Here is a 19,323-nt window from a genome sequence, read left to right as displayed (position 1 = left end):
CTAGGGCCGCCCCTGCTTCACCGGCACGGACCGCGCCGTACCCATTGAAAGATCCGCCTTCGCAGCAGGAGCCCCGGCGCCGGCTCTTCCGGCGCCGAAGAAGCTGCTGATACGCGCCGCAGAGGCGCCAAACCCACGCGCGCCATCGATCGCCCGTTCGATCGGCTGGCGCTCGAGCTCCGCGTCCACGTACCGGCTCGTCACGACGTGCCAGTGGAGGACGCCAGCCATGTACAATCGTTGCTTCTCGACGTATCCGAGCACGGCCTCGCGGGCCGCCTTGTCGAGCTCGAACTCGTCGAGGATGCGGGGCAGCTCGGTCGCGACGATGTGCTCGAACTCCGGCACGCGCGCCGTGAGCAGGTCATTGACGACCTCCTTGGCCCGCTGCGCGTCGCATTCGAGGAACCGCTCGGCGACCAGCACGAAATTGCTGAGCTCGCCCTCGAACTCGATCTCCTTGCGGTACGAATAGAGATCGTTGATCCACCCGCCCACGTCGGCCGTTGTGTTGTCGAGCCCTCGCATCGTCCGCGTGCGGAAGATCGGGGCCGGGACCACATCACCCAGCGTGAGCTTGGACAGGCTCATCGTGAGATCGGCGCCGAACGTCTTGCGGCGCATCTCGACGTAATCGACCGGATCCGGGATCCGGTTCTGGGTCTGGTTCAGGAGCTCCCAGAGCCAGCTCCCGGTCATGGTCTCGACGCTGCGGCGGAGCGATTGCCGCGAATTCATCGACATGGGGGAGGCCGTACGGATCCAGAGATCGAGCAGGCCGCTCTCCACCGGGTTCTCGGGCACCGGGGCGCCCGCGCAGTCGAGGGGCATGAACATCGAGAGCCGGGCGTTGAACCGCTTCGCGCCCGCCATGTCCCGCGTCGCGCCGAACACGAGGGGGAAATAATCGTCGCCGTACGTCCCCCACGTCAGCCAGGCCGAGCTCAGGTCGAGCTCGTGCGGGGACGCGTCCGGGTGAATGCCCGCGGCGCAGATGGGGAAATCGAAGCCGATGAACCTGCGCTCGTCCCAGATCCCGGACCCGAAGACGCCCGGCACCACGTCGAGCATCGCGAACTTCCGGGCCCACTCGAGTGTGTTCCGGCGCGCCGCGGCCAGATGCGGGCTCAAGCGGAGCTTGAACGGCATGTGAATCTTCGGGAGCGGCATCCTGCCCACAGGCTGGAACGGGGCGTGGGTGAGGGTCTTGATCCGCTGCAAACCGAGGGCGGCGGGCGTGAGCCTGATCCGGAACGCCGAGGTGCCGAGCCCCGTCGGCGTCCCGGGGAAATCGAGGACGTCCGCGGATTTGTCCGCGTTCTCGTTCATGTAGCGGCTCGACCGCATGTGCCATTCGTGGCCGCCGGACTGCCAATCCTGCAGCCCCTTCACGTACCTGGCGACGTCGAGGGCTTGCGCCGGCGTCAGCCCGTACTCGGCGCAGAGCGCCGGCACCTCGACGAGCGCCGTGTTCTCGAATTGCTGGAGCCGCGACGTCAGGATCTCGTTCGTGAGATCGGCCGCCTTTTGCGTGGGGACGCCGAGGAAACGCTCGAGGACGAGCACGCAGTTGGCGTTCTCCCCTTCGACCTCGACCTCCCGCTGGTACGAGAACAGGTCATTGCGCAGGTGGACGCCGTCCGAGAACGTGTCGCGCAGGACCTCGAGGGGGCGCGTCGCGGCGACGGCGGCCGGGACCTCGGCGCCCACGGCGATCTCGACGAGGCCCGCGGACCAGGGCGCACCGCCGACCTTGCGGCGCATCTCGATGTATTCGACCGGGTTCGCGACGCGGTTCTCCTGGATATTGGCGAGCTCCCACATGCATTCGAGCATCAGGTTCTTCGTCGCCTCGAGGAAGCGCTCGCGCCAGTGCACCGAGGTGAGCGGGACGGTCCGCGCCCAGAGGTCCGCGAGCGCGCGCTCGACGACGTTCGTCGGCTCCGGCGGCGTCCCCGTGGGCACGACGGGCATGAAGAGCGGCAGGCGGTCGAGGTACGCCTTGGCGCCGCGCATGTCCTTGGTGCGCTTGTAAATCTCGAGGAAATGGTCGTCGAAGAAGAACACCCAGACATACCAATCCGTGATCAGATTGAGCTCGGGCGCGGGCGCGTCGGGGTGGGTGTACGCGCAGAGCAGCGCGTAGTCGTGCGCGTCGAGGTCGCGCTCGGTCCAGATGGGTTTTTCCTTCGGGTTCTCCTCCAGGATACCCATCTCGTAGGACCAGGCCTTGGTATGCGCGCGCGCGCCTTCGAGGTGCGGATTGAGGCGCGCCGGATGCGGCATGTAGAAGTCGGGCAGCGTGAAAGGTTGCATATTCGCTGACTTCTCGCGCGCGACGTCGGTATGGGCGACGCGGGCGACCTGAATGTCTTGGCGGTCCGCATTCCGGACGCACCTCGGCCGCTCGCACGCAGACGTACGACGACGCGTTGCTAGGGATCGTCCCCACAGACCGATCGGGATCGTTCGGACGGGGCGGATCTAGTTCAGCCCAGCGCTCTCACCAAATTAACTGGTGACGAACTCCAGACCGCAGGAACTCCACAGCTGCTGCTTGGTGCGGAACCGCGCGGGCGCCGCGGCGACCGCTTGAGCTCCGCGGGCGGGCTCCGTCATGACACGATCACCCGCCGAGCCGGCCCGCAGCCGGTGAGCCCGCGACAGCAAGCACGTTTCAGTCAGCCCGCTCGTTTGCCCTGACCGCCCGGTGGTGTGGTACCTGCCCCGCACTGCCAGAATGCCGGAACCGCCAGGGCGCCACGAGACGCCAGGATCTTTGTGTTCTTCTTGGCGTCTCGTGTCGTCTCGGCGATCCTTGGCCGGATTTTTGACACACGAAATTAGGCTATACCCGCGCCGTCTCCTCGAGCTCCTTGCCGCGCGTCTCCGGCAGGAGCCACAGGATGAGCGCGAGCGCGACCAGCGGGAAGAGCGCCGTCGCGGACACCGCAGGTCCCCAGCCGATCTCCTCCGCGGCGAAGCCGACGGCGATCGGAGAGAGCATGTAGCCGATCCGGCCGAGCAGGTTGTTCGACCAGGCGATCGCGTCGCTCCGGAGGTGCGTGGGGAAGAGCTCGGTCATGTAGGCGTTCAGCACGGGGAGCACCCCGCTCGCGCCGAAGATGGCGAAGACCAGCGCGGCCGTGAGCGCGCCCCGCGAGCCCAGCGAGTAAGCGCCGAGCACGCCGGCCGCCGCCAGCGCATAGATGATCACCGCGCCCTTGCGGCGGCCCACCACGTCGAGCAGCTTGCCCGAGGCGAAGATGAGCGGCATCGAGACGAGCGCGGCGAACGTGATGCTGCCGCCCACCTCGCCGTCGCTGAGCCCGCGCTCCCGGAGCGCGAACGTCTTCCAGAACGTCACCGCGTTCTGGGTGCAAACGTACGTGAGCCCCCAGATCAAGGCGAGCTGCAGCATCCGCTTGCGGTACGGCGTGCGCAGGATGCGCGTGAACGGCGGCGTCCCCTCCCCCTTTCGCTCGGCCGCCACCTGCTCGAACCGCGCCGTCTCGCGCAGGCCGCGCCGCGCGACCGCGATGAGCACGAGCGGGATGCCGCCGACGAGGTACACGCTGCGCCACCCGTAAGGCGTCGCGAGGAGCAGCGGAACGACGCCCGCGCACACGATGGATCCCAGGCTCGAGAACGCCTGGATGACGCCGATCACCATCCCGCGCCGATCGCTCGGGTACTCCTCGGCCGCGTACACCATGCTGACCGCCCACTCCCCGAGGAGGAAGATGCGCGCGAGGAGCTGCAAGACGGCAAAGACATAGACGTTCGGCGCGAACGCCGTCAGCACGGAGAAGATCGTATACCCCGCGATGGTGACCGAGAGCACCCGCCGCCGGCCCCACTGGTCGGCCTTGCGCACGAGGAGATACGCGATCATCGTGCCCGAGTTGATGACCCCGACGAGGAGCCCCTCGTGGCGGGGCAAGAGGCCCATCTGCGCGCCGAAGTTGGGCAATATCTGCGTGAGCGCCAGGAAGTCGTAGCCCTCGAAGAACGAGGCCACGCTCAGGAACCAGAACAGCCGCCGCTGGTACGGCGTGAACGGCGTCTTCTGGTGGAACCCGTGCTCGTCGAGGGTCACGTGACGTCTCCTGGCCAGCTCCCTAGCGCAGACGGGCGGCGGCGGGAACAGCGGCCGCAGGGAGCGCCCGCCAGCGCGGAATCTGCGCCGCTGCGCACGCCTTGCGGCCGCGTGCGCCGGCCCGCCGCGGCGTCCCGCGGTCGCCCTTCGCGCCGAGTCGGCTCGTCCCGCCGCCGGGCCGTCGATCGCCGCTCCGGCCGAGACGCAGCGGCACCTGCCTTGCAAAGCGGCGGGTCGAGGATCGAGAATCGATGAACCGGTCCGGCGATAGATGACGCACGAGCAAGATCCCATGACGGAAGAGCAACGGCGAGATGAACCGCCGGAGCCGCCGGCGCGCGAGCGAGCGCGCGGCGGGCGTGGCTCCACAGGAGCCTTGCTCCTCGCGCTCTGCGCCGCGCTCGGCGTGGCCGCCGGGCTCGGCGGGTACACCTTCGTTTATGCGAAGGGCGCCTCGTACCTGGGGAGCGATCCGTCGGCGTGCGCCAACTGCCACATCATGAACGAGCAGTTCGCCGGGTGGCAGCGCTCCAGCCACCGGGCGGTGGCAGGGTGCAACGACTGTCACGCGCCGCACACGTTCCTGGGGAAATATGCCACGAAGGCGTCGAACGGGTTCTGGCACTCCTTCGCCTTCACCTCGGGCCGCTTCCCGGACCCGATCCGGATCAAGCCCAGCAATTTACGCATCACGGAGGAGACCTGTCGCGGGTGTCACGGCGACGTCGTGGATGCGATCGACAGCGAGCACCACGGCGCCGCGGGGCTCTCGTGCGTGCGCTGCCATGAATCGGTGGGCCACCTGCACTGAGGGGCGCCCGCTGCACGAGGGATGGAATCGATGACGGAGCCGAAGGACGAAGGATCCACGCAGAAGAGCGAGCGCACCGGCAAGCCGCCGGCGCGCTGGCGCTACCTGCCGCTCGCGGCGCTCGCCGCGGCGGCGGCGACCGCCGGGATCGCCGCGCTGCTTGTGAACATCTTCGAGCACAAGCAGGAGGCGAAGAGCCCGTTCTATCGCGTCGTCGAGCTTGACGACACGATGGACGACCCGGCCGTCTGGGGGAAGAACTTCCCCCTCCAGTACGACGGCTACCGGCGCACGGTCGACCAGAAGCGCACGCGCTTCGGCGGGAGCGAGGCGGTGCCGCGCACGCCGACGGACGCCGATCCGCGCAGCGTGGTCGCGCAATCGAAGCTCGAGGAGGACGGTCGGCTGAAGACGATGTGGGCCGGCTACGCCTTCGCGCGCGACTTCCGGGAGGAGCGCGGGCACGCCCACATGCTCGAGGACCAGGTGTACACCGAGCGGCAGATCGCGGCGAAGCAGCCGGGCACCTGCATTCACTGCCATGCGTCCGTGTACGTGCCGTACAAGAAGCTCGGCGGCGGCGACCTGATGCGCGGGTGGGAGGCGATGAACCAGATGCCCTTCCCCGAGGCGCGCAAGCTGGTGACGCACCCGGTCTCGTGCATCGATTGCCACGACCCGGAGTCGATGCAGCTCCGGGTGACGCGGCCCGGGTTCATCGAGGGGATCCGCGCGCTCAAGGCGTCGACGGGTGAGGCCAATTACGACGTCAACACGATGGCCACGCGCCAGGAGATGCGCTCGTACGTCTGCGGCCAGTGCCACGTGGAGTATTACTTCAAGGGCCCGGAGAAGCGGCTCGTGTACCCGTGGGCGAAGGGCCTCAAGATCGACGAGATCTACGCCTATTACGAGGAGAGCGGCCACTCGGACTGGACGCACGCGGAGTCGGGCGCGAAGGTGCTGAAGGCGCAGCACCCGGAGTTCGAGATGTGGAATCAGGGCATCCACGCGCGCTCCGGCGTGGCCTGCGCCGACTGCCACATGCCCTACCAGCGGGTCGGCGCGACGAAGATCAGCGATCACCACGTGCAGAGCCCGCTCCTCAACGTGAACCGCGCGTGCCAGACGTGCCACAAGTGGCCCGAGGACGAGCTCCGGCAGCGCGTGGAGACGATCCAGTCGCGCCATTTCGAGGCGCGCAACCGGGCGATGGACGCCGTGACCGCGCTCATCAGCGACATCCGCCGGGCGAAGGAGGCCGGGATGGCCGAAGAGGCGCTCGCGGGGCCGCGCGCGGCGCAGCGAAAATGTCAGTTCTTCGTCGACTTCGCCGAGGCGGAGAACTCGTCCGGCTTCCACGCGCCGCAGGAGGCGATGCGCATCCTCGCGTCCGCCATCGATACGTGCCGGCGAGGGCAGCTCGCGCTGCGAGACGGAACCCCGCCCGAACCGTGACCGAACCAACGTTCACGTCAACGTAAACGTGGTCGTGGTCGTGGTCGTTCACGGCCTATCGTTGACGACCACGACCACGACCACGTAAACGACCACGACCACGTTCACGTCCACGTCAGCGTTCGGATGTGGGAGAACGCGGCGCGAAGGTTGGTTAGCGCCTACCGCTCCTCGACTGCCATGCTCCTGGTCCAGGCCACCTGGAGAGCCGGACGGCGGGCCGCGCGGCTGCGCGAACAGGCCGAGCGGCCTCGTCATCACTCACGGACTGACGAGCTGGACCATGACTCCAGAGCTCCGGTGGAGCGCTCATGTGTCCCTCATTGCATTTGACGCGATTCGATCCAAAGCTCGACTCATCGCGAGATAGTGCTTGGATAATTCGTTTGAGATCCGTACGGTGTCGCCGAAAGGGGAAGACGCCATGACAACCTGCCGTAATCGTTCGAGCGCCGTCGCCGCGCTGGGTGCCGCCTTTGCGCTCGTCTCGACGTCGTGCGCGTCCGGAGATCCGGGCGCGCCGGCGGCCGGAGAAATCCACGTTTCGCACGTGGGCAAGGATACGGTCAGCACGTTCCTGAACCGGCTCGCGACGGAGACTGGCCAGGTCGTCGTGACCCGCGCCAGCGTCGATGACGCCTGGCAGAGCGTCACTCTGAGAGAAGAGCGCGGGGCCTCGCTCTACCTCGTGGAGGGGCCGCTGCCCAGCGCGGCGCTCCCGGGCGAGCGCGCGCGCGTCGGCGGGATCGCCGCCGTCGCCGTCCCGACGGGCCGCGACCCCCATGACTGGCTCGGCTCGCACCGCCTTCACGCGGAGCCGCTGGGGGAGCAGGATGTGGCCCTGTCGCGCGCTCCGGGAGCACAGAGGACCCGCGCTCCGGCCGGGACCCGCGCGCGGCTCGACGGCGACGCCGCCGAGCTCCCCGAGCTCCACATCGACGCCGCGTTCCTCGAGGCGCGGCTCAAGGAGCTCTCCGGCGCCGCGCCCGTCACCGTCGGCGGCCGCTCGGCGGTCATCCGCGAGCGCGGCTCCGAGGACGGACGCGCGCTCGCCCGCGCCTGGATGCGCCAGCAATTCGAGGCGATCGGGTTCACCGTCGAGGAGCACGCTTATCAAAGCGGCTGGAGCCAGGGCGTCAACCTGACGGCGGACAGGCCCGGCGCCGATCCGTCGCGCGTCCTCATCCTCTCGGCGCACTACGACACCATGAGCAACGCGGGCGCCGACGACGACGGCTCAGGCATCGTGTCGTCGCTCGCCATCGCCCACGCGCTGAAGGACGCGAAGCTGAGCATCGGGCTCCGCGTCGTCGCCTTCGATCAAGAGGAGGACGGCCTCCTCGGCTCGCGGGCCTACGCGAGCAAGCTCTACCGGAACGGGCAGATGGATCAGGTGGTCGGCGTCCTGGATCTGGAGATGACAGGCTACGACTCCAACGACGACGGGCACTATCACGTCATCCACTGCAACGAGAACACGTCGTCCGATCTGGCCGCGCTGGTCGAGGAGGCCGCGTCACACGGCGAGCTCGGCCTGACCCGGGTGGACGCCTGCACGAACCGCAGCGATCACGCGGCGTTCTGGCGCTACGGGACGCCGGCCGTGGCCATATCGCAGGACTTCTTCGGCGACGACGGCAACCCCTGTTACCACCAGCGCTGCGACCGGGTCGATCAGCTCAACTGGGACTACATGCGGCGGCTGACCGAGGCCGCCGGGCGCGCGGCGGTGAAGCTCCTGATGGAGTGATTCGAGCGATCGCGCCATCAAGCAATCGAACGGGCGAGGCCGCAGCGTGCGAGGAGCGTGCGAGGAGCGTCCCAGGATCGCGCGAGGCGGCGCTACTCTGCCCGCCTCGCCTTCGTCTTCTTTTTCTTTTCTGGTCTGGTCAGCTCGCTGATGGCGGCCGCCAGCGACTGGAAGATGGATATGCCGTGCAGCTCGATCCCGAGGCCGACCATGCCCTGCGCCATCGTGGGCCCGACGCCGACGAGGCTCACGCGCGCGCCGAGCAGCCGGGTCGCCTGCGCCGTCTGCACCAGCGCCGCCGCGATCGCCTCGTCGACGAACGGCACGCCGGTCACGTCGAGCAGCACCCACCGGGCCCCCTCCCGCGCGACGCCCGAGAGCGCGGCCTCCATGATCTGCTGCGCCCTCGCGGCGTCGATCGCGCCTATCAGCGAGATGAGCAGCACCCCGGGCAGCAGCGGGATGACGGGACAGCCGAGCTCCCGCACCGTGCTCGCCAGCGCGCGCTCGCGCTCGTAGGCGGCGGCCAGCATGTCGCGCTCCGCCTGCAGCGCGACCGCCATCTCGTGCTGCTCGAACGCGGCGATCAGGAGCGACACCCACATGGACAGCGGGTGGAGGTTGTCCGCGAAGCTCTCCGTGTGCAGCCCTCCCATGACCAGGGTCCCCCAGTCGCGCTGCGCGCTCACGATCGGGACAATCACGAGAAAACCGCTCGGCTCGTCCGGCAGCGCGGCCGCGCGCAGGGCGGGCGGCGGAAAGAGGCCGGCCGGATACCGTCGGCCCACGAGCGCGGCCACGTCCGGATCGCAGGTGTGCACGCTCTCGATGACGGCCTCCGGCCCGTCCGCGCCCGGATCGTCCGCCCAGCGCGCGACGCACGCGACGCGCACGGTGGTGTGCGCCAGCCACGCCAGGCGCTCGTCGGTCCATACCTGCTTCGAGGTAAGGAGCCTGCTCATGGTCACGTTGGCGCGAACCAGCCGCTCGAGGCTCTTCACGCTGTACCGCTCCGCCGCCACGAGGGCCCGCTGCTGCGAGAGGCGCACGCGGTCGAGGAACCTCTCCAGCCGGCGCGCGGCGTCCGGATCCGAAGCGCCGGCGAGCTGCCGCGCGGCGGTCGCCTCGATATGCCTCACCACCGCGAGGAGGACGTCGATCCTGCTGTTGCGCGCGACCGCCGCGCCGAAGGCGCGATCGAGCGTCTCCACGTCCGGCAGCTCCGCCCCGGTGAGCGCCGCGCCGAGACCCCGCACGATCACCTCGGCCTCGGGCCAGGCGAGGGGCGCCTCGGCGGGCTGCGAGCACGTCGGCCCCTCGATCAAGCCGCTCAGCTGCCGGGGCAGCTCGCGCTCCCAGTCGCAGAGCGGCGCGTCGAGCTCCGGCGCGAGCGGCGCGGCCTCCCACGCAGCGCTGCCGCACGAGCGCCGCACCACGAGCTCGGCGGGGACGCGGGTCACGAGCTGCGGAGGAGGGCGGCCGTCGAGGAGATCGATGAGGCGCTCGACAGCCGTGCTCCCGAGGAGCACCGGGTCCTGCCGTATCGTGGTGAGCGGCGGCTGGCAGTGCTGGGCGGCGCTGATGTCGTCGAACCCCACCACGGCGATGTCCTCGGGCACGCGGTATCCACGCGCCCGAAACGCGTTGATGGCGCCTATCGCCATCTCGTCGTTGCCTGCCACGAGCGCGGTGCAGAACTTGCCGTCGCGCTCGATGAGCGCCCGCACGCGCTGCTCGGTGTACAGGATGTTGCACTCCTGGAACTCGGAGAGCAGGTTGAGGCCGGTCTCGAGGCCGCGCGCGCGCAGCGCCTCATCGAACGCGGCGGCCCGCTCGATGAAGTCGTCCGACGTCGCCTTGCCGATGTAGGCGATACGGCGATGACCGAGGCGGGCGAGGTGGTCGACGAGCTGGTGAATCGTACCGTGGTTCTCCGCCCGAACGACCGGGCAGCGCGAGCCGAGCGCGGGCGCGCAGAAGATCACGCCAGGCTTCCCATCGGAGAGCAGCTCCTCCAGGCCGTCGATGGTGTACATCGTTATCCAGCCGGCCACGTGGTGAAGCGCCATCCCGCGCGCGAGGACGTCCCGAGGCGTCGCGCGGATCAGGAGGAGCTCGTAGCCGCGCGCGCGCGCGGCGCGGTGCATGCCGGCGAAGGCCGCGGCGTTGAAGGAGTTGTCCAGGAAGACCGCCGCGACGCCGATCACCTTCGACGTGCGCTGTTCGACAGGCCCACTCTTCATCCCGGTCGCGTCCTCCCCCCACGTCGCACAGGCGAGCCTATCACCGTCCTCGACGAAACAACTGGAGAACTTCCGAGCAACCGGCTGGACATCGATCCGGAGCGCGCTTCGGGTGCGCGCATGTAATCAATTCTACACGGCCGCACCGCAGCGATCGCTTCTACAGCGGCTTCCGCGCGGCGCGGGCCGAGCGGGCCAGCCGTGAATCGATGTTGTGGGGAGCCCCACGCAGGAGGCGAGAGGCGAGGGCGGAGATGGGGGGCGCTTCAGGGCGCGGCGGGCTCGCACTGCGGAGCGCGCCGGCCGGCCGGGCGAGCGCGTCGGCCAGGGCGGGTAGCCGCGGGCGCGGTCACTTGCCTTGAGCGCGCCCGACGGGGAGCGCCGGGCCGACGCAGCCGCAGCCGCACGCGTCGGAGAATTGCTCCTCTCCCGGCGCGCAGATGAAGTCGACGAGGTGGCAGTACTCCGGATCGTGAGAGACGTAGCGGACGTCCGGATCCGCGGCGTCAGGGCAGGTCTCCGGCGCGGGGCCGACGCAGCCACAGCCGCACTCGCCGCCGAAGAGCTTCTCTGGCGGTGAGCAATCGAAGTCGATGAGGGCGCACTCGTTCGGATCGTGAGAGACGTAACGGACGCCTGGATCACCCGGGTCCGGGCACGCGGGGGGAGGCGCCTCGTCGATGCAGCCGCAGCCGCACCCTGGTTGGGTCATCAGCCGCTGTCCCTCCGCGCAGACGAAGTCGATGAGCGCGCACTCGTCGGGATCTTGAGAGACGTAGTGGACGCCAGGATCGCTCGGATCCGGGCACGCCCCGCCCCCGCCGCCCGTGGGAGGTTTACAGCCGAACAGCCCTACGATCGAAGAGGCCGCAAGAAGCAACAAGGCACAGGTTCGCATGGTGATCTCCGTATCTTTCTCGTGTGGGTTGGGAGCTGCGAGCTCCCCCTCGAGGCCCGTCTCGAGCCTCCCGGAGGAGCGGAGAGCTGGAATCGACTCAGGGAGCGCCGGGCACGAAGAGCGTCACCGCCCGCCGGAAGACCTCCGGTGAAGACACCTCGATCAGCGCCACTTCCTCGCGCGCGGCGGCGCCGGTCGGCCGGTACACAACGCGGAGCTCTCCGGCGCTCCCCGCCTCGAGGACCACGGGGGCCGCCGTTCCCTCGAGGCTGTACTCGGGCGCCGGGGCGCGCAGCGCGATCCTGTCGATCGCGAGCGGCGCGCCGCAGGCGTGCGCGAGCGCGACGGCGCCGCTGGACGTCGCGCCGGCGGCCGCCTCGGGCAGCGCGAGCTCCCGCTCGACCTCGAAGCAGTCCGCGAGCGGGCGAGGCGACGGCTCGAGGGCGCCGACCCCGGCGATGAGGTCCACCGGCTCGGAGCGCAGCGCGCCGCGCCGCGCCTGGAGGCGCAGCTCGTTCCCGCGGAGGCCGCCGATGTCGAGCGCGAAGCTGCCGTCGCCCGCGACCGGCGCGACGACCGGGGGCGCGGTCCCATCGAGGTTCACCGCCCAGACAACGTCGGCGTCGGTCACGCTCCCGGGCGCGCCGGTGAGCTTTAGCGGGGCGGCGTCGCACTCGTCGCACACCGCGCCGACGACGTCGCCGGCGAGCGCCGGCGGCCGCTCGAAGGGCGGCTCCGGGATGGGGTTCACCCCGCACCCGGCGGCGCAAGCGACGAGAAGGACCGCAAGCCAGCGCATCACGCCGCCCCTCTGTTCAAGAGTCGCGCCAATACGATCCGCTGCTTTCCGCGGAGATCGTGGGCCCCTTTTGTACCATTCTGTACCATATTGTACCGATGGTACACCACGGCATTGCGCCAGGGGCCGTGGTCGATGGCCGTTACGAGGTGGTGCGCGCGCTCGGGCGCGGCGGGCTCGCCTCGGTCTACGAGGCGCGCGACCGGCTCTTCGATCGCGACGTCGCGATGAAGTCGCTGAGCTTCGGCTCCGCGGGCGCGCTCGAGGCGTTCCGGCGGGAGTTCTCGCTGCTCTCGGCCTGCGCTCACCCGCGCCTCCCGCGCGCGTACGACTTCGCCCGGACGACGTCCGGCGGCGCGCCGGGCCAGCCGCTCACGTACGCCACGACGGAGCTCATCCGCGGCCGGACGCTGGCCGAGCACGCGCGGGGGCGCGCCTTCCGCGCTGCCCTGCCCGTCCTGCTCGACGCGCTCGACGCGCTCGGGTGGCTCCACGGCGCCGGCATCGTCCACGGCGACTTCAAGCCCGAGAACGTCCTCGTGAGGGACGACGGCGCGGGCGTGCTCATCGACCTCAGCGCGGCGCGGAGGATGCGCGCGGACGCGGGGGACCTCTCGGGGACGGCGCGGTTCTTCGCGCCGGAGCTCCTCCGGGGGGCCCCGCCGAGCGCGCGCTCGGATCTCTTCGCGGTGGGGCGGACGCTCGAGGCCCTGTTCCCGCTCCTCTCCGGGGCGCCGAGCGCCGCCGTTCGCCGCCTCGCCGAGCGGCTCACCGCCGAGGATCCGGCGAGCCGCCCCTCCGGGGTCGAGGAGGTCCTCGAGGCCCTCTCCGCCGGTGGCCTGCCGCGGCGCGCGCCCGCCGTCGTGAGCGAGCCGGGCGAGATCGTCGGCCGGGAGCGCGAGGTCGAGGCGTTCGGCGCGGCGCTCGAGGCGCTGCTCCGCGGCGAGCGCGGGCCGCGCGCCGTGATCGTCACGGGCGAGGAAGGCGCGGGCAAATCGCGGCTGTTCCGCGAGCTCAAGTGGCGCGCCCAGCTGAGCGCGCAGGTCGTCGAGGGCGCGCCCCGCGGCGACGATCCGCTGCGCGCGCTGCTGGTCCGGGCGCTCGGCGGCGCGGCGCTCCCGGCCGGCGTCGACGCGCTGCTCGGGGCCCGCGGCGAGCTCGCGGGGGCGCGCGGGCGCGAGGGCGAGGCGGCGCGCGCCCCGCGGGATCCGCGCGATCTGCGGGATCCGTACGGATTGCCCGCGCCGCGCCGGCCGCGCGTGCTCGCGATCGACGACGCCCACAGGCTGGGCGCGCACGACCGGGCGCTGCTCGAGGCGCTCGTGCGATCGACCGAGCCGACCGACGCCGTCCTCTGGCTGATCGCCTCCGCGGAGCGGCTCGACGTGGGCGGCGGCGCGGTCGTCGAGCTCCCGCTGGGCCCGCTCGGCGAGGACGCGGTCCGGGTCTGGACCGCGCCCCTCGCCACGGCGGCGCGCACGTCGGACCTCGTGCGCGCGAGCGGCGGCCGGCCGCGCGCGCTCAAGGAGCTCTGCGCCGCGCTGGCGCAGCGCCGCCTGAGCGAGGCGGAGCTCGACAGGTTCGTCCACACGACGGGCACCCCGGAGCTCTGGCGACGGCGCGTGGTGGCGCTCGACCGCGGTGAGGCGCGCGCCCTCGCGGCGCTCGCGGTCGCGGACCCGCTCGGGCCCGAGGCCGCCGCCGCGCTCGGCGTGGGGCGCGCGGCGCTCGACGCGCTCGAGGCCGCGGGGCTCGCGCGGCTCGACGGCGAGGGGTTCCGCCTCGGCCAGCCAGGGCAAGCCAGGGCGATCCTGCCCTGGCTCGACGCGGGCGTCGTGCGCGAGGTCGCGGCCGCGATGGCGGCCCACCTCGCCGGTGCCGACGAGGCGGCCCTCGCCCCGGCGCTCCGCAGCCAGCGCGCGGCGGACCGGGCGAGGGCGCTCGTGCTCGCGGGCGACCACGAGGCGGCGCGGCGGGCGCTCGCCGCGTCCGGGCCGATGCTCGAGTGGGCGCCGCGCGCCTGGGTGCGCGCGGCGGACGCCGCCTGCGAGGTCCTGCCGGCGCCGCGGACGCTCGTGGCCGCGGCGTCCGCGATCGAGGCGGCCGGCGACCCGCGGCGTGCGCTCGCGCTGCTAGCGCGGGCGAGGCGCGCGCGGCCGCCCGCCGACGTCGGCGCGGAGCTCTCGTACCGGGCGGCGCGCTGCTACGAGAAGCTCGGCAAGGTCGAGCGGGCGCTCTGGCAGCTCGGGCGCGCGCGGGCCCTCTCGCCCGGGCCCTGGGGCGGGCGGCTCGCGAGCCTCTCGGCGCGCTGCCTGCTGCGCCTCGGCCGCTACGACGAGGCCCGGCGCGAGGCGGAGGGGGCGCTCGCGGCGCTCGGATCACGCGAGGTCGACGGCGCGCCCGCGAGCCGCGAGGCGCGCGAGGTCGGCGGCGCGCCCGCGAGCGGCGAGGCGCGCGAGGCCGCCGCGGAGCTGGCCGAGACGCTGGGCCTCGCGCTCGGGTACCTGAGCGACCAGGCCGGGGCGCTCCAGAGCCTGGCGCGCGCCGTCGCGCTGCGGCCGGCATCGGGCTCGCCCCGCGCCCGCGCCCGCACGCTCAGCTACCACGCGCTCCACGCCTACCGCGCCGGCGACGCGGCCCTGGCGGCGCGCGGGTTCCAGGAGGCGCTCGATCTGGCCGAGGCCGAGGGCCTCGGCGACCTGCTCGCGACGGCCGCGCTCAACCTGGGGACGGCGAGGCACCAGCTCGGCGACTGGGGCGCGGCGCTGCGCTGCTACGAGCGCGGGCTCCGGGCGGCGATCGCCTTCGCCAAGGAGCGGACCGAGGCGACGCTGCGCTTCAACCTCGCCAAGATCCACGCGGACGTCGGCCTGCTCGATCGCGCCGAGCTCGCCGTCGCGCGGATGCGAGCGCCCGAGGGCCCGAGGGCCCCCGAGGAGATCGCCGTGGCGGCGCTCGGGCTCGCCGCGGAGCTCGCCGCCGCGCGCGGGGCGCTCGGCGAGGCGGCGCGGCTGCTCGAGGAGGCCCGCGCCGGCCACGCGGCGCGCGGATCGAAGCGCGAGGCGTGCGAGGCGGTGATCCACGCCGCGGAGGTCGCGCTCGCGGCGCGGGACAGGGCCGCGGCGGGCGCGCGGCTGGCCGAGGCCGCGGCGCTGCTCCGGGAGGCCGACGCGGCGGACCTCGCGCTGCGCCACGCGACGGCGGGCGCGGAGCTCGCGCTGGCCCGCGGCGACACGGGCGCGGCCCTCGCCGAGGTGCAGCGGGGCGCGGGCCTCGTGGCGAGGGTCTCGCAGCTCGAGCTCCACGCGAAGCACGAGGAGGTGTCCGCCGCGGTGCTCCGCCTCCGGTCGGCGACGGCGCTGGCGGAGCGGCACCGCACGGCCGCGCTCGAGTGCTGGGAGCGCATCGGGAGCACGCTCCCCGCCGAGCTCGCCGAGGTCTTCTGGCGGCACCCCCGGCGGGCCGCGCTCCGCGGCGGGCCCGCGCCGCCGGGGGCCCGCATGGAGCTCGTGCTGAAGCTGCTCGAGGTGAACCGGCGCCTGAGCTCGACGCTCGACGCGGAGGAGGTGCTCCGCCTCGCCATGGACGCGGCCATCGAGCTGACCGGCGCGGAGCGGGGCTTCGTGATCCTCGCGTCGCCATCGCCGGAACCGGGAGGCCACGCGAAGGGCAGGCTCGAGGTCGCTGTCGCGCGGAACCTCGATCGCGAGCGCGTCGGCAAGAGCCAGCTCAAGTTCAGCCACGGGATCGCGAAGCGGGTTGTCGAGCGCGGGGAGGCGGTGCTCACGGTCGACGCGCTGGCCGACGAGCGGTTCCACGGGAACGCGTCCGTGCACGGGCTGCGGCTCCGGTCGATCGTGTGCGTGCCGATCCGCGCGCACGGCGCGGTGATCGGCGCCGTCTACCTCGACAACCGGTTCCAGCGCGGCAAGTTCTCGGAGGGCGACGCGGATCTGCTCGGCGCGTTCGCGGACCAGATCGCGGTCGCGCTGCACAACGGCAGGCTGATGGCCGAGCTCCGGGACCGCACGCGGGCCCTGGAGGAGGAGCAGCGACGCGTCGCGGAGCTCATGCGCTCGCAGGCCGACGAGATCGAGCGGCTCTCGCACGAGCTCGAGCGGACCCGGGCGGACGCGCGCCGCGACTTCCCGGAGATCGCGGGGAGGAGCGCGCCGATGCGCGCGGTGCTCGCGCTCTGCGAGCGCGTCGCGGAGAGCGACGTGACCGTGACGGTGACCGGCGAGAGCGGCACGGGCAAGGAGCTCGTCGCGCGCGCGATCCACGCGGGCGGGCCCCGTCGGGACGGGCCGTTCGTGGCGGTCAACTGCGCCGCGCTGCCCGAGGCGCTGCTCGAGTCGGAGCTCTTCGGCCACGTGAAGGGCGCGTTCACCGGCGCGGTCCGCGATCACGGCGGGTTGTTCGTCTCGGCGCGGGGCGGGACGCTGTTCCTCGACGAGCTCGGGGAGGTGCCGCTCGGCGTGCAGGCGAAGCTGCTCCGCGCGCTCCAGGAGCGATCGATCCGCCCGGTGGGGTCGGACCGGAGCGTCTCGGTGGCCGACGTGCGGGTCGTCTGCGCGACGAACCGGGATCTGCGGGAGGAGGTCGCCCGGGGGCGCTTTCGCGAGGATCTCTACTACCGGGTCAGCGTCATCGAGATCCGCCTGCCGCCGCTGCGCGACCGGCCGGACGACATCCCGGCGCTCGCGCAGGCGATCGTCGAGAAGCTCGCGGCGCGCCAGGGCCGCCCGGCGTTCCGGCTGTCCCGGGGCGCGCTCCGGCGGCTCTCTTCGTACGGCTGGCCCGGCAACGTGAGGCAGCTGGAGAACGTGCTGTCGCGCGCGTGCGTGCTCTCGCCGGGCCCGGAGATCGGCGCCGCCGACATCCAGCTGCCGGCGGCGGCTCCCGCGCCGCGGGGCCGGTCGCGCGCCGAGCACCAGGGCGCCGAGGAGGAGCGGATCCGCGCCGCGCTCGAGCTCTCCCGCTGGAACGTGAGCGAGGTGTCGAGGAGCCTCGGGATCCCGAGGATGACGCTGTACCGGAAGCTCGCCCGCTACGGGCTCTTGCGGAAGGAGTGAGGGTCAGCGCGCGAGCCGGGAGGCGTCGCGGCGAGGTGAGGGCGAGCGGAGCGCGGCTCGACTCATGGCCGCGTACTCGGCGTCGTCCGCGACGCTGCGATCGAGCCACGCGCGGGCCCGCGCTCGCTCTGTGGGATCGATATCCGGCTGGCCCACGATCACCTGCATGGCCCGGATGATCGCGAGGTGCTCGCGCCTGCGCTCGAGGAGAGGTTGCCGCTGATTGAGCTGCAGCACCTCGTCGATCGTGGCTTCGGCGCGCGGATCCCCCTCGATGGCATAGGCGTACTCGTCGCGAAAGCCGATGATCCGCTCGGGATCCTCCTGCGCGGGATGAACGAGGAGCGGCGCCTCCGCGGCCAGCTTGGCGCGCGTTGAGCGGGCGCGCTTCCGGGGATCACGCAACGGGAACAGGTTCCTCTTGTGCTTCTCGTTGCAGAGCACGCACGAGAAGAGGAGATTCTCCCACGCGTACGCCAGCCAGTAGTATCCCGGGCGCTCGATGGGCGCCGTCCGCGCCTGCTGCACCGAGGCCTTGGGCCGATAGTGCTCCACGTCCCCGTGAGCGACGTGCTTCACCTGCGACTCGCAGTAGCAGCACTTGCCGTGGTGAGCCGTCTCCAGCGCCGTCTTCACGGCGGGGTGGGCATAGACGGCGACCTCGAAGTCGAGCGTCGCCGCGCCGCGCTGGATCGACGCGCGGGCGCCGCGGTACGAAGCGCAGACGGCCGCGCGCGCCGCGGGCGCCTTGTCTCTCAGCTTCCTGGGCGCCTGCTCCGGCTTCTTGACCCGGATCATCTGGAGGCGCCGCCACCGGCCTTCTTCAGCGAGCGCGCGGCCTGCTGGATGATGTCCATGGCCTCCATCTGCTCGGGCGTCTCGCCGGTCGGCAGCTCGCCGATCTCTCGCTCGACGCGCTCGAGCGCGCGTCGATCCGCCGTCGAGAGGCGGGGCTTGGTCAGGATCTCCCGGCGCTCGGCGAGGAGCGCGTCGAGCGCGGGCGGCCGCGCGCTCGGCAGCCCGAACAGGTCGCTGGTCAGGATCTGATCGACGCGCCAGGTTCGGACCGCCGCGCCGCTGTTGTCGATGACCACATGGTCACCCTCACGACGCAGGACGACGATGTTGGCGTTCTCCGCCGCCTGGACCACGAGCGGGCTGCGCGCGGTGACGATGAACTGGACGTTGGGGAAGCGCTCCGAGAGATAGCTGAGCAGCTTCCGCTGCCAGGCCGGATGCAGGTGCAGATCGATCTCGTCGACGAGGACCACCGCCGGTTCCGCGAGGGGGTTCTCGCTGTCGGGATAACGCTCGTAGAGGCGGCTGGCGAAGTCGACCATCCACGCGAGCAAGGTCTTGTAGCCGAGGCTCAGGCCCTGGAGGGGCACCCGACCATAGGGCGTCTCGAGCAGGATACCGGGGCGGGGGCGTGCAGGGTTATCGTCCAGATCGGCGAGGATCTGGATGTCCTCGACCTCGGGCAGCAGCTCGATGAGCATCGACCGGACCGCGTCCCGCCGGGCGCGAGCCTGCGCCTGGTGCGGTGAGGGCTTGTTCGCGGCGTAGTCGGCCTGGAGGAGCCATTCCTCGGCGTTGCGCAGGGGAACGTGTTCGTCGAAGAGGGTGGCGATGGGATGGTCGCCACGGGGATCCGTCAAGGCGCTCGCGCCCATGCGACGCGAGGCTCCGTAGGCAACACAGAACAGATCGGCCAACTCGACCCGCTTGGCGATATTGCCACGACCTCGGAAACGTTCGACCTTGGCATGCAGTGTCTCCGCGTGGAACTTGGCTTCAGGTGCAGAGATCAAGCCGCCGAACGAAATACGGCTCTCGAGGATTGCAGTTCGTGCCGAGGTGCGTAGCAGTTCTTCATTGTTGATGAGAAACTTCGATGGCGATATGATGTGACAGATAACGTACTCCGGCTCTGCAGCCAACACCGGCCGGCTGGCGACGAGCGCCTTCAGCAGCGTCGTCTTTCCTACCCCGTTGTTCCCCAGGATCACGGTCCACTGCCGCGGCTTTCCCTCGCCGTTCGACAGGTCGAGCGTCTGCGCCGGCCCGAAGCAGCGCACGTTCTCCAGCGTGAGCGACAAGAAGTAGACGCCACGGGCGCCCTTGCTCGGCCCCAGCTTCCGCGCGACCCGGCGCTTGGCCCCGCCCGCCGCTGCCTTCCTCATCGTCATC

11 protein-coding genes are annotated in these 19,323 nt (G+C 71.5%); 4 read left to right on the top strand and 7 right to left on the bottom strand.

All coding sequences use genetic code 11. The annotated features are described in order from the left end of the window. Together WMF11_RS08150 and WMF11_RS08145 are read right to left on the bottom strand one after the other, a co-directional pair. Entirely contained in the window at positions 1–2,316 is a 2,316-nt protein-coding gene (locus WMF11_RS08150) for a family 2 encapsulin nanocompartment cargo protein terpene cyclase (RefSeq protein WP_437977052.1), read from the bottom strand. A 532-nt stretch (positions 2,317–2,848) separates the two neighbouring features. Beyond that, on the bottom strand, positions 2,849–4,099 hold the full coding sequence (locus tag WMF11_RS08145; RefSeq protein WP_437550695.1) for an MFS transporter: 1,251 nt from the start codon (positions 4,097–4,099) through the stop codon (positions 2,849–2,851). Between the two features lie 292 nt (positions 4,100–4,391). Here WMF11_RS08145 and nrfH point away from each other — a divergent pair, with 292 nt between their 5' ends. From nrfH to WMF11_RS08130, 3 genes are all read left to right on the top strand, one after another. Then, positions 4,392–4,910: a cytochrome c nitrite reductase small subunit gene (nrfH, locus tag WMF11_RS08140; protein WP_437977051.1), complete on the top strand. Its 519-nt coding sequence runs from the start codon at positions 4,392–4,394 to the stop codon at positions 4,908–4,910. Positions 4,911–4,940: 30 nt separating this feature from the next. Beyond that, the gene (locus WMF11_RS08135) at positions 4,941–6,368 is read left to right on the top strand and encodes an ammonia-forming cytochrome c nitrite reductase subunit c552 (protein WP_437907854.1); all 1,428 of its coding nucleotides are present in this window, start codon (positions 4,941–4,943) and stop codon (positions 6,366–6,368) included. 424 nt (positions 6,369–6,792) lie between these two features. Further along, the gene (locus WMF11_RS08130; RefSeq protein ID WP_437977050.1) at positions 6,793–8,118 is read left to right on the top strand and encodes a M28 family metallopeptidase; all 1,326 of its coding nucleotides are present in this window, start codon (positions 6,793–6,795) and stop codon (positions 8,116–8,118) included. A 92-nt stretch (positions 8,119–8,210) separates the two neighbouring features. Here WMF11_RS08130 and WMF11_RS08125 read toward each other — a convergent pair whose 3' ends face one another. The 3 genes from WMF11_RS08125 to WMF11_RS08115 all read right to left on the bottom strand — a co-directional run bounded on the left by WMF11_RS08125 (position 8,211) and on the right by WMF11_RS08115 (position 12,058). After that, positions 8,211–10,361: a substrate-binding domain-containing protein gene (locus WMF11_RS08125; RefSeq protein WP_437977049.1), complete on the bottom strand. Its 2,151-nt coding sequence runs from the start codon at positions 10,359–10,361 to the stop codon at positions 8,211–8,213. 349 nt (positions 10,362–10,710) lie between these two features. Further along, entirely contained in the window at positions 10,711–11,259 is a 549-nt protein-coding gene (locus tag WMF11_RS08120; RefSeq protein WP_437907851.1) for a hypothetical protein, read from the bottom strand. A 97-nt stretch (positions 11,260–11,356) separates the two neighbouring features. Further along, the gene (locus WMF11_RS08115; protein WP_437977048.1) at positions 11,357–12,058 is read right to left on the bottom strand and encodes a hypothetical protein; all 702 of its coding nucleotides are present in this window, start codon (positions 12,056–12,058) and stop codon (positions 11,357–11,359) included. A gap of 98 nt (positions 12,059–12,156) precedes the next feature. Between WMF11_RS08115 and WMF11_RS08110 the strand changes: the two genes are divergently transcribed. Further along, positions 12,157–17,133 (top strand): sigma 54-interacting transcriptional regulator, encoded by a 4,977-nt coding sequence (locus WMF11_RS08110; protein WP_437977047.1) that lies wholly within the window; start codon positions 12,157–12,159, stop codon positions 17,131–17,133. Between the two features lie 3 nt (positions 17,134–17,136). Here the strand turns inward: WMF11_RS08110 and WMF11_RS08105 are convergent, their stop codons facing one another. Continuing rightward, positions 17,137–17,931, bottom strand: a complete 795-nt coding sequence (locus tag WMF11_RS08105; RefSeq protein WP_437977046.1) for a hypothetical protein — start codon at positions 17,929–17,931, stop codon at positions 17,137–17,139. Continuing rightward, complete coding sequence (locus tag WMF11_RS08100) at positions 17,928–19,322, bottom strand: AAA family ATPase (protein ID WP_437977045.1); 1,395 nt, start codon at positions 19,320–19,322, stop codon at positions 17,928–17,930. Before WMF11_RS08100 ends, WMF11_RS08105 begins: the two co-directional genes overlap by 4 nt. Between the last annotated feature and the right edge of the window lies 1 nt (position 19,323).

Origin of the sequence: Sorangium sp. So ce295 (genome assembly GCF_051527405.1) — a bacterium.
Lineage (GTDB): Bacteria > Myxococcota_A > Polyangia > Polyangiales > Polyangiaceae > Sorangium > Sorangium cellulosum_B.
Note: the sequence above shows the minus strand (reverse complement) of the source record. Positions and strands in the feature narration are given on the sequence as shown.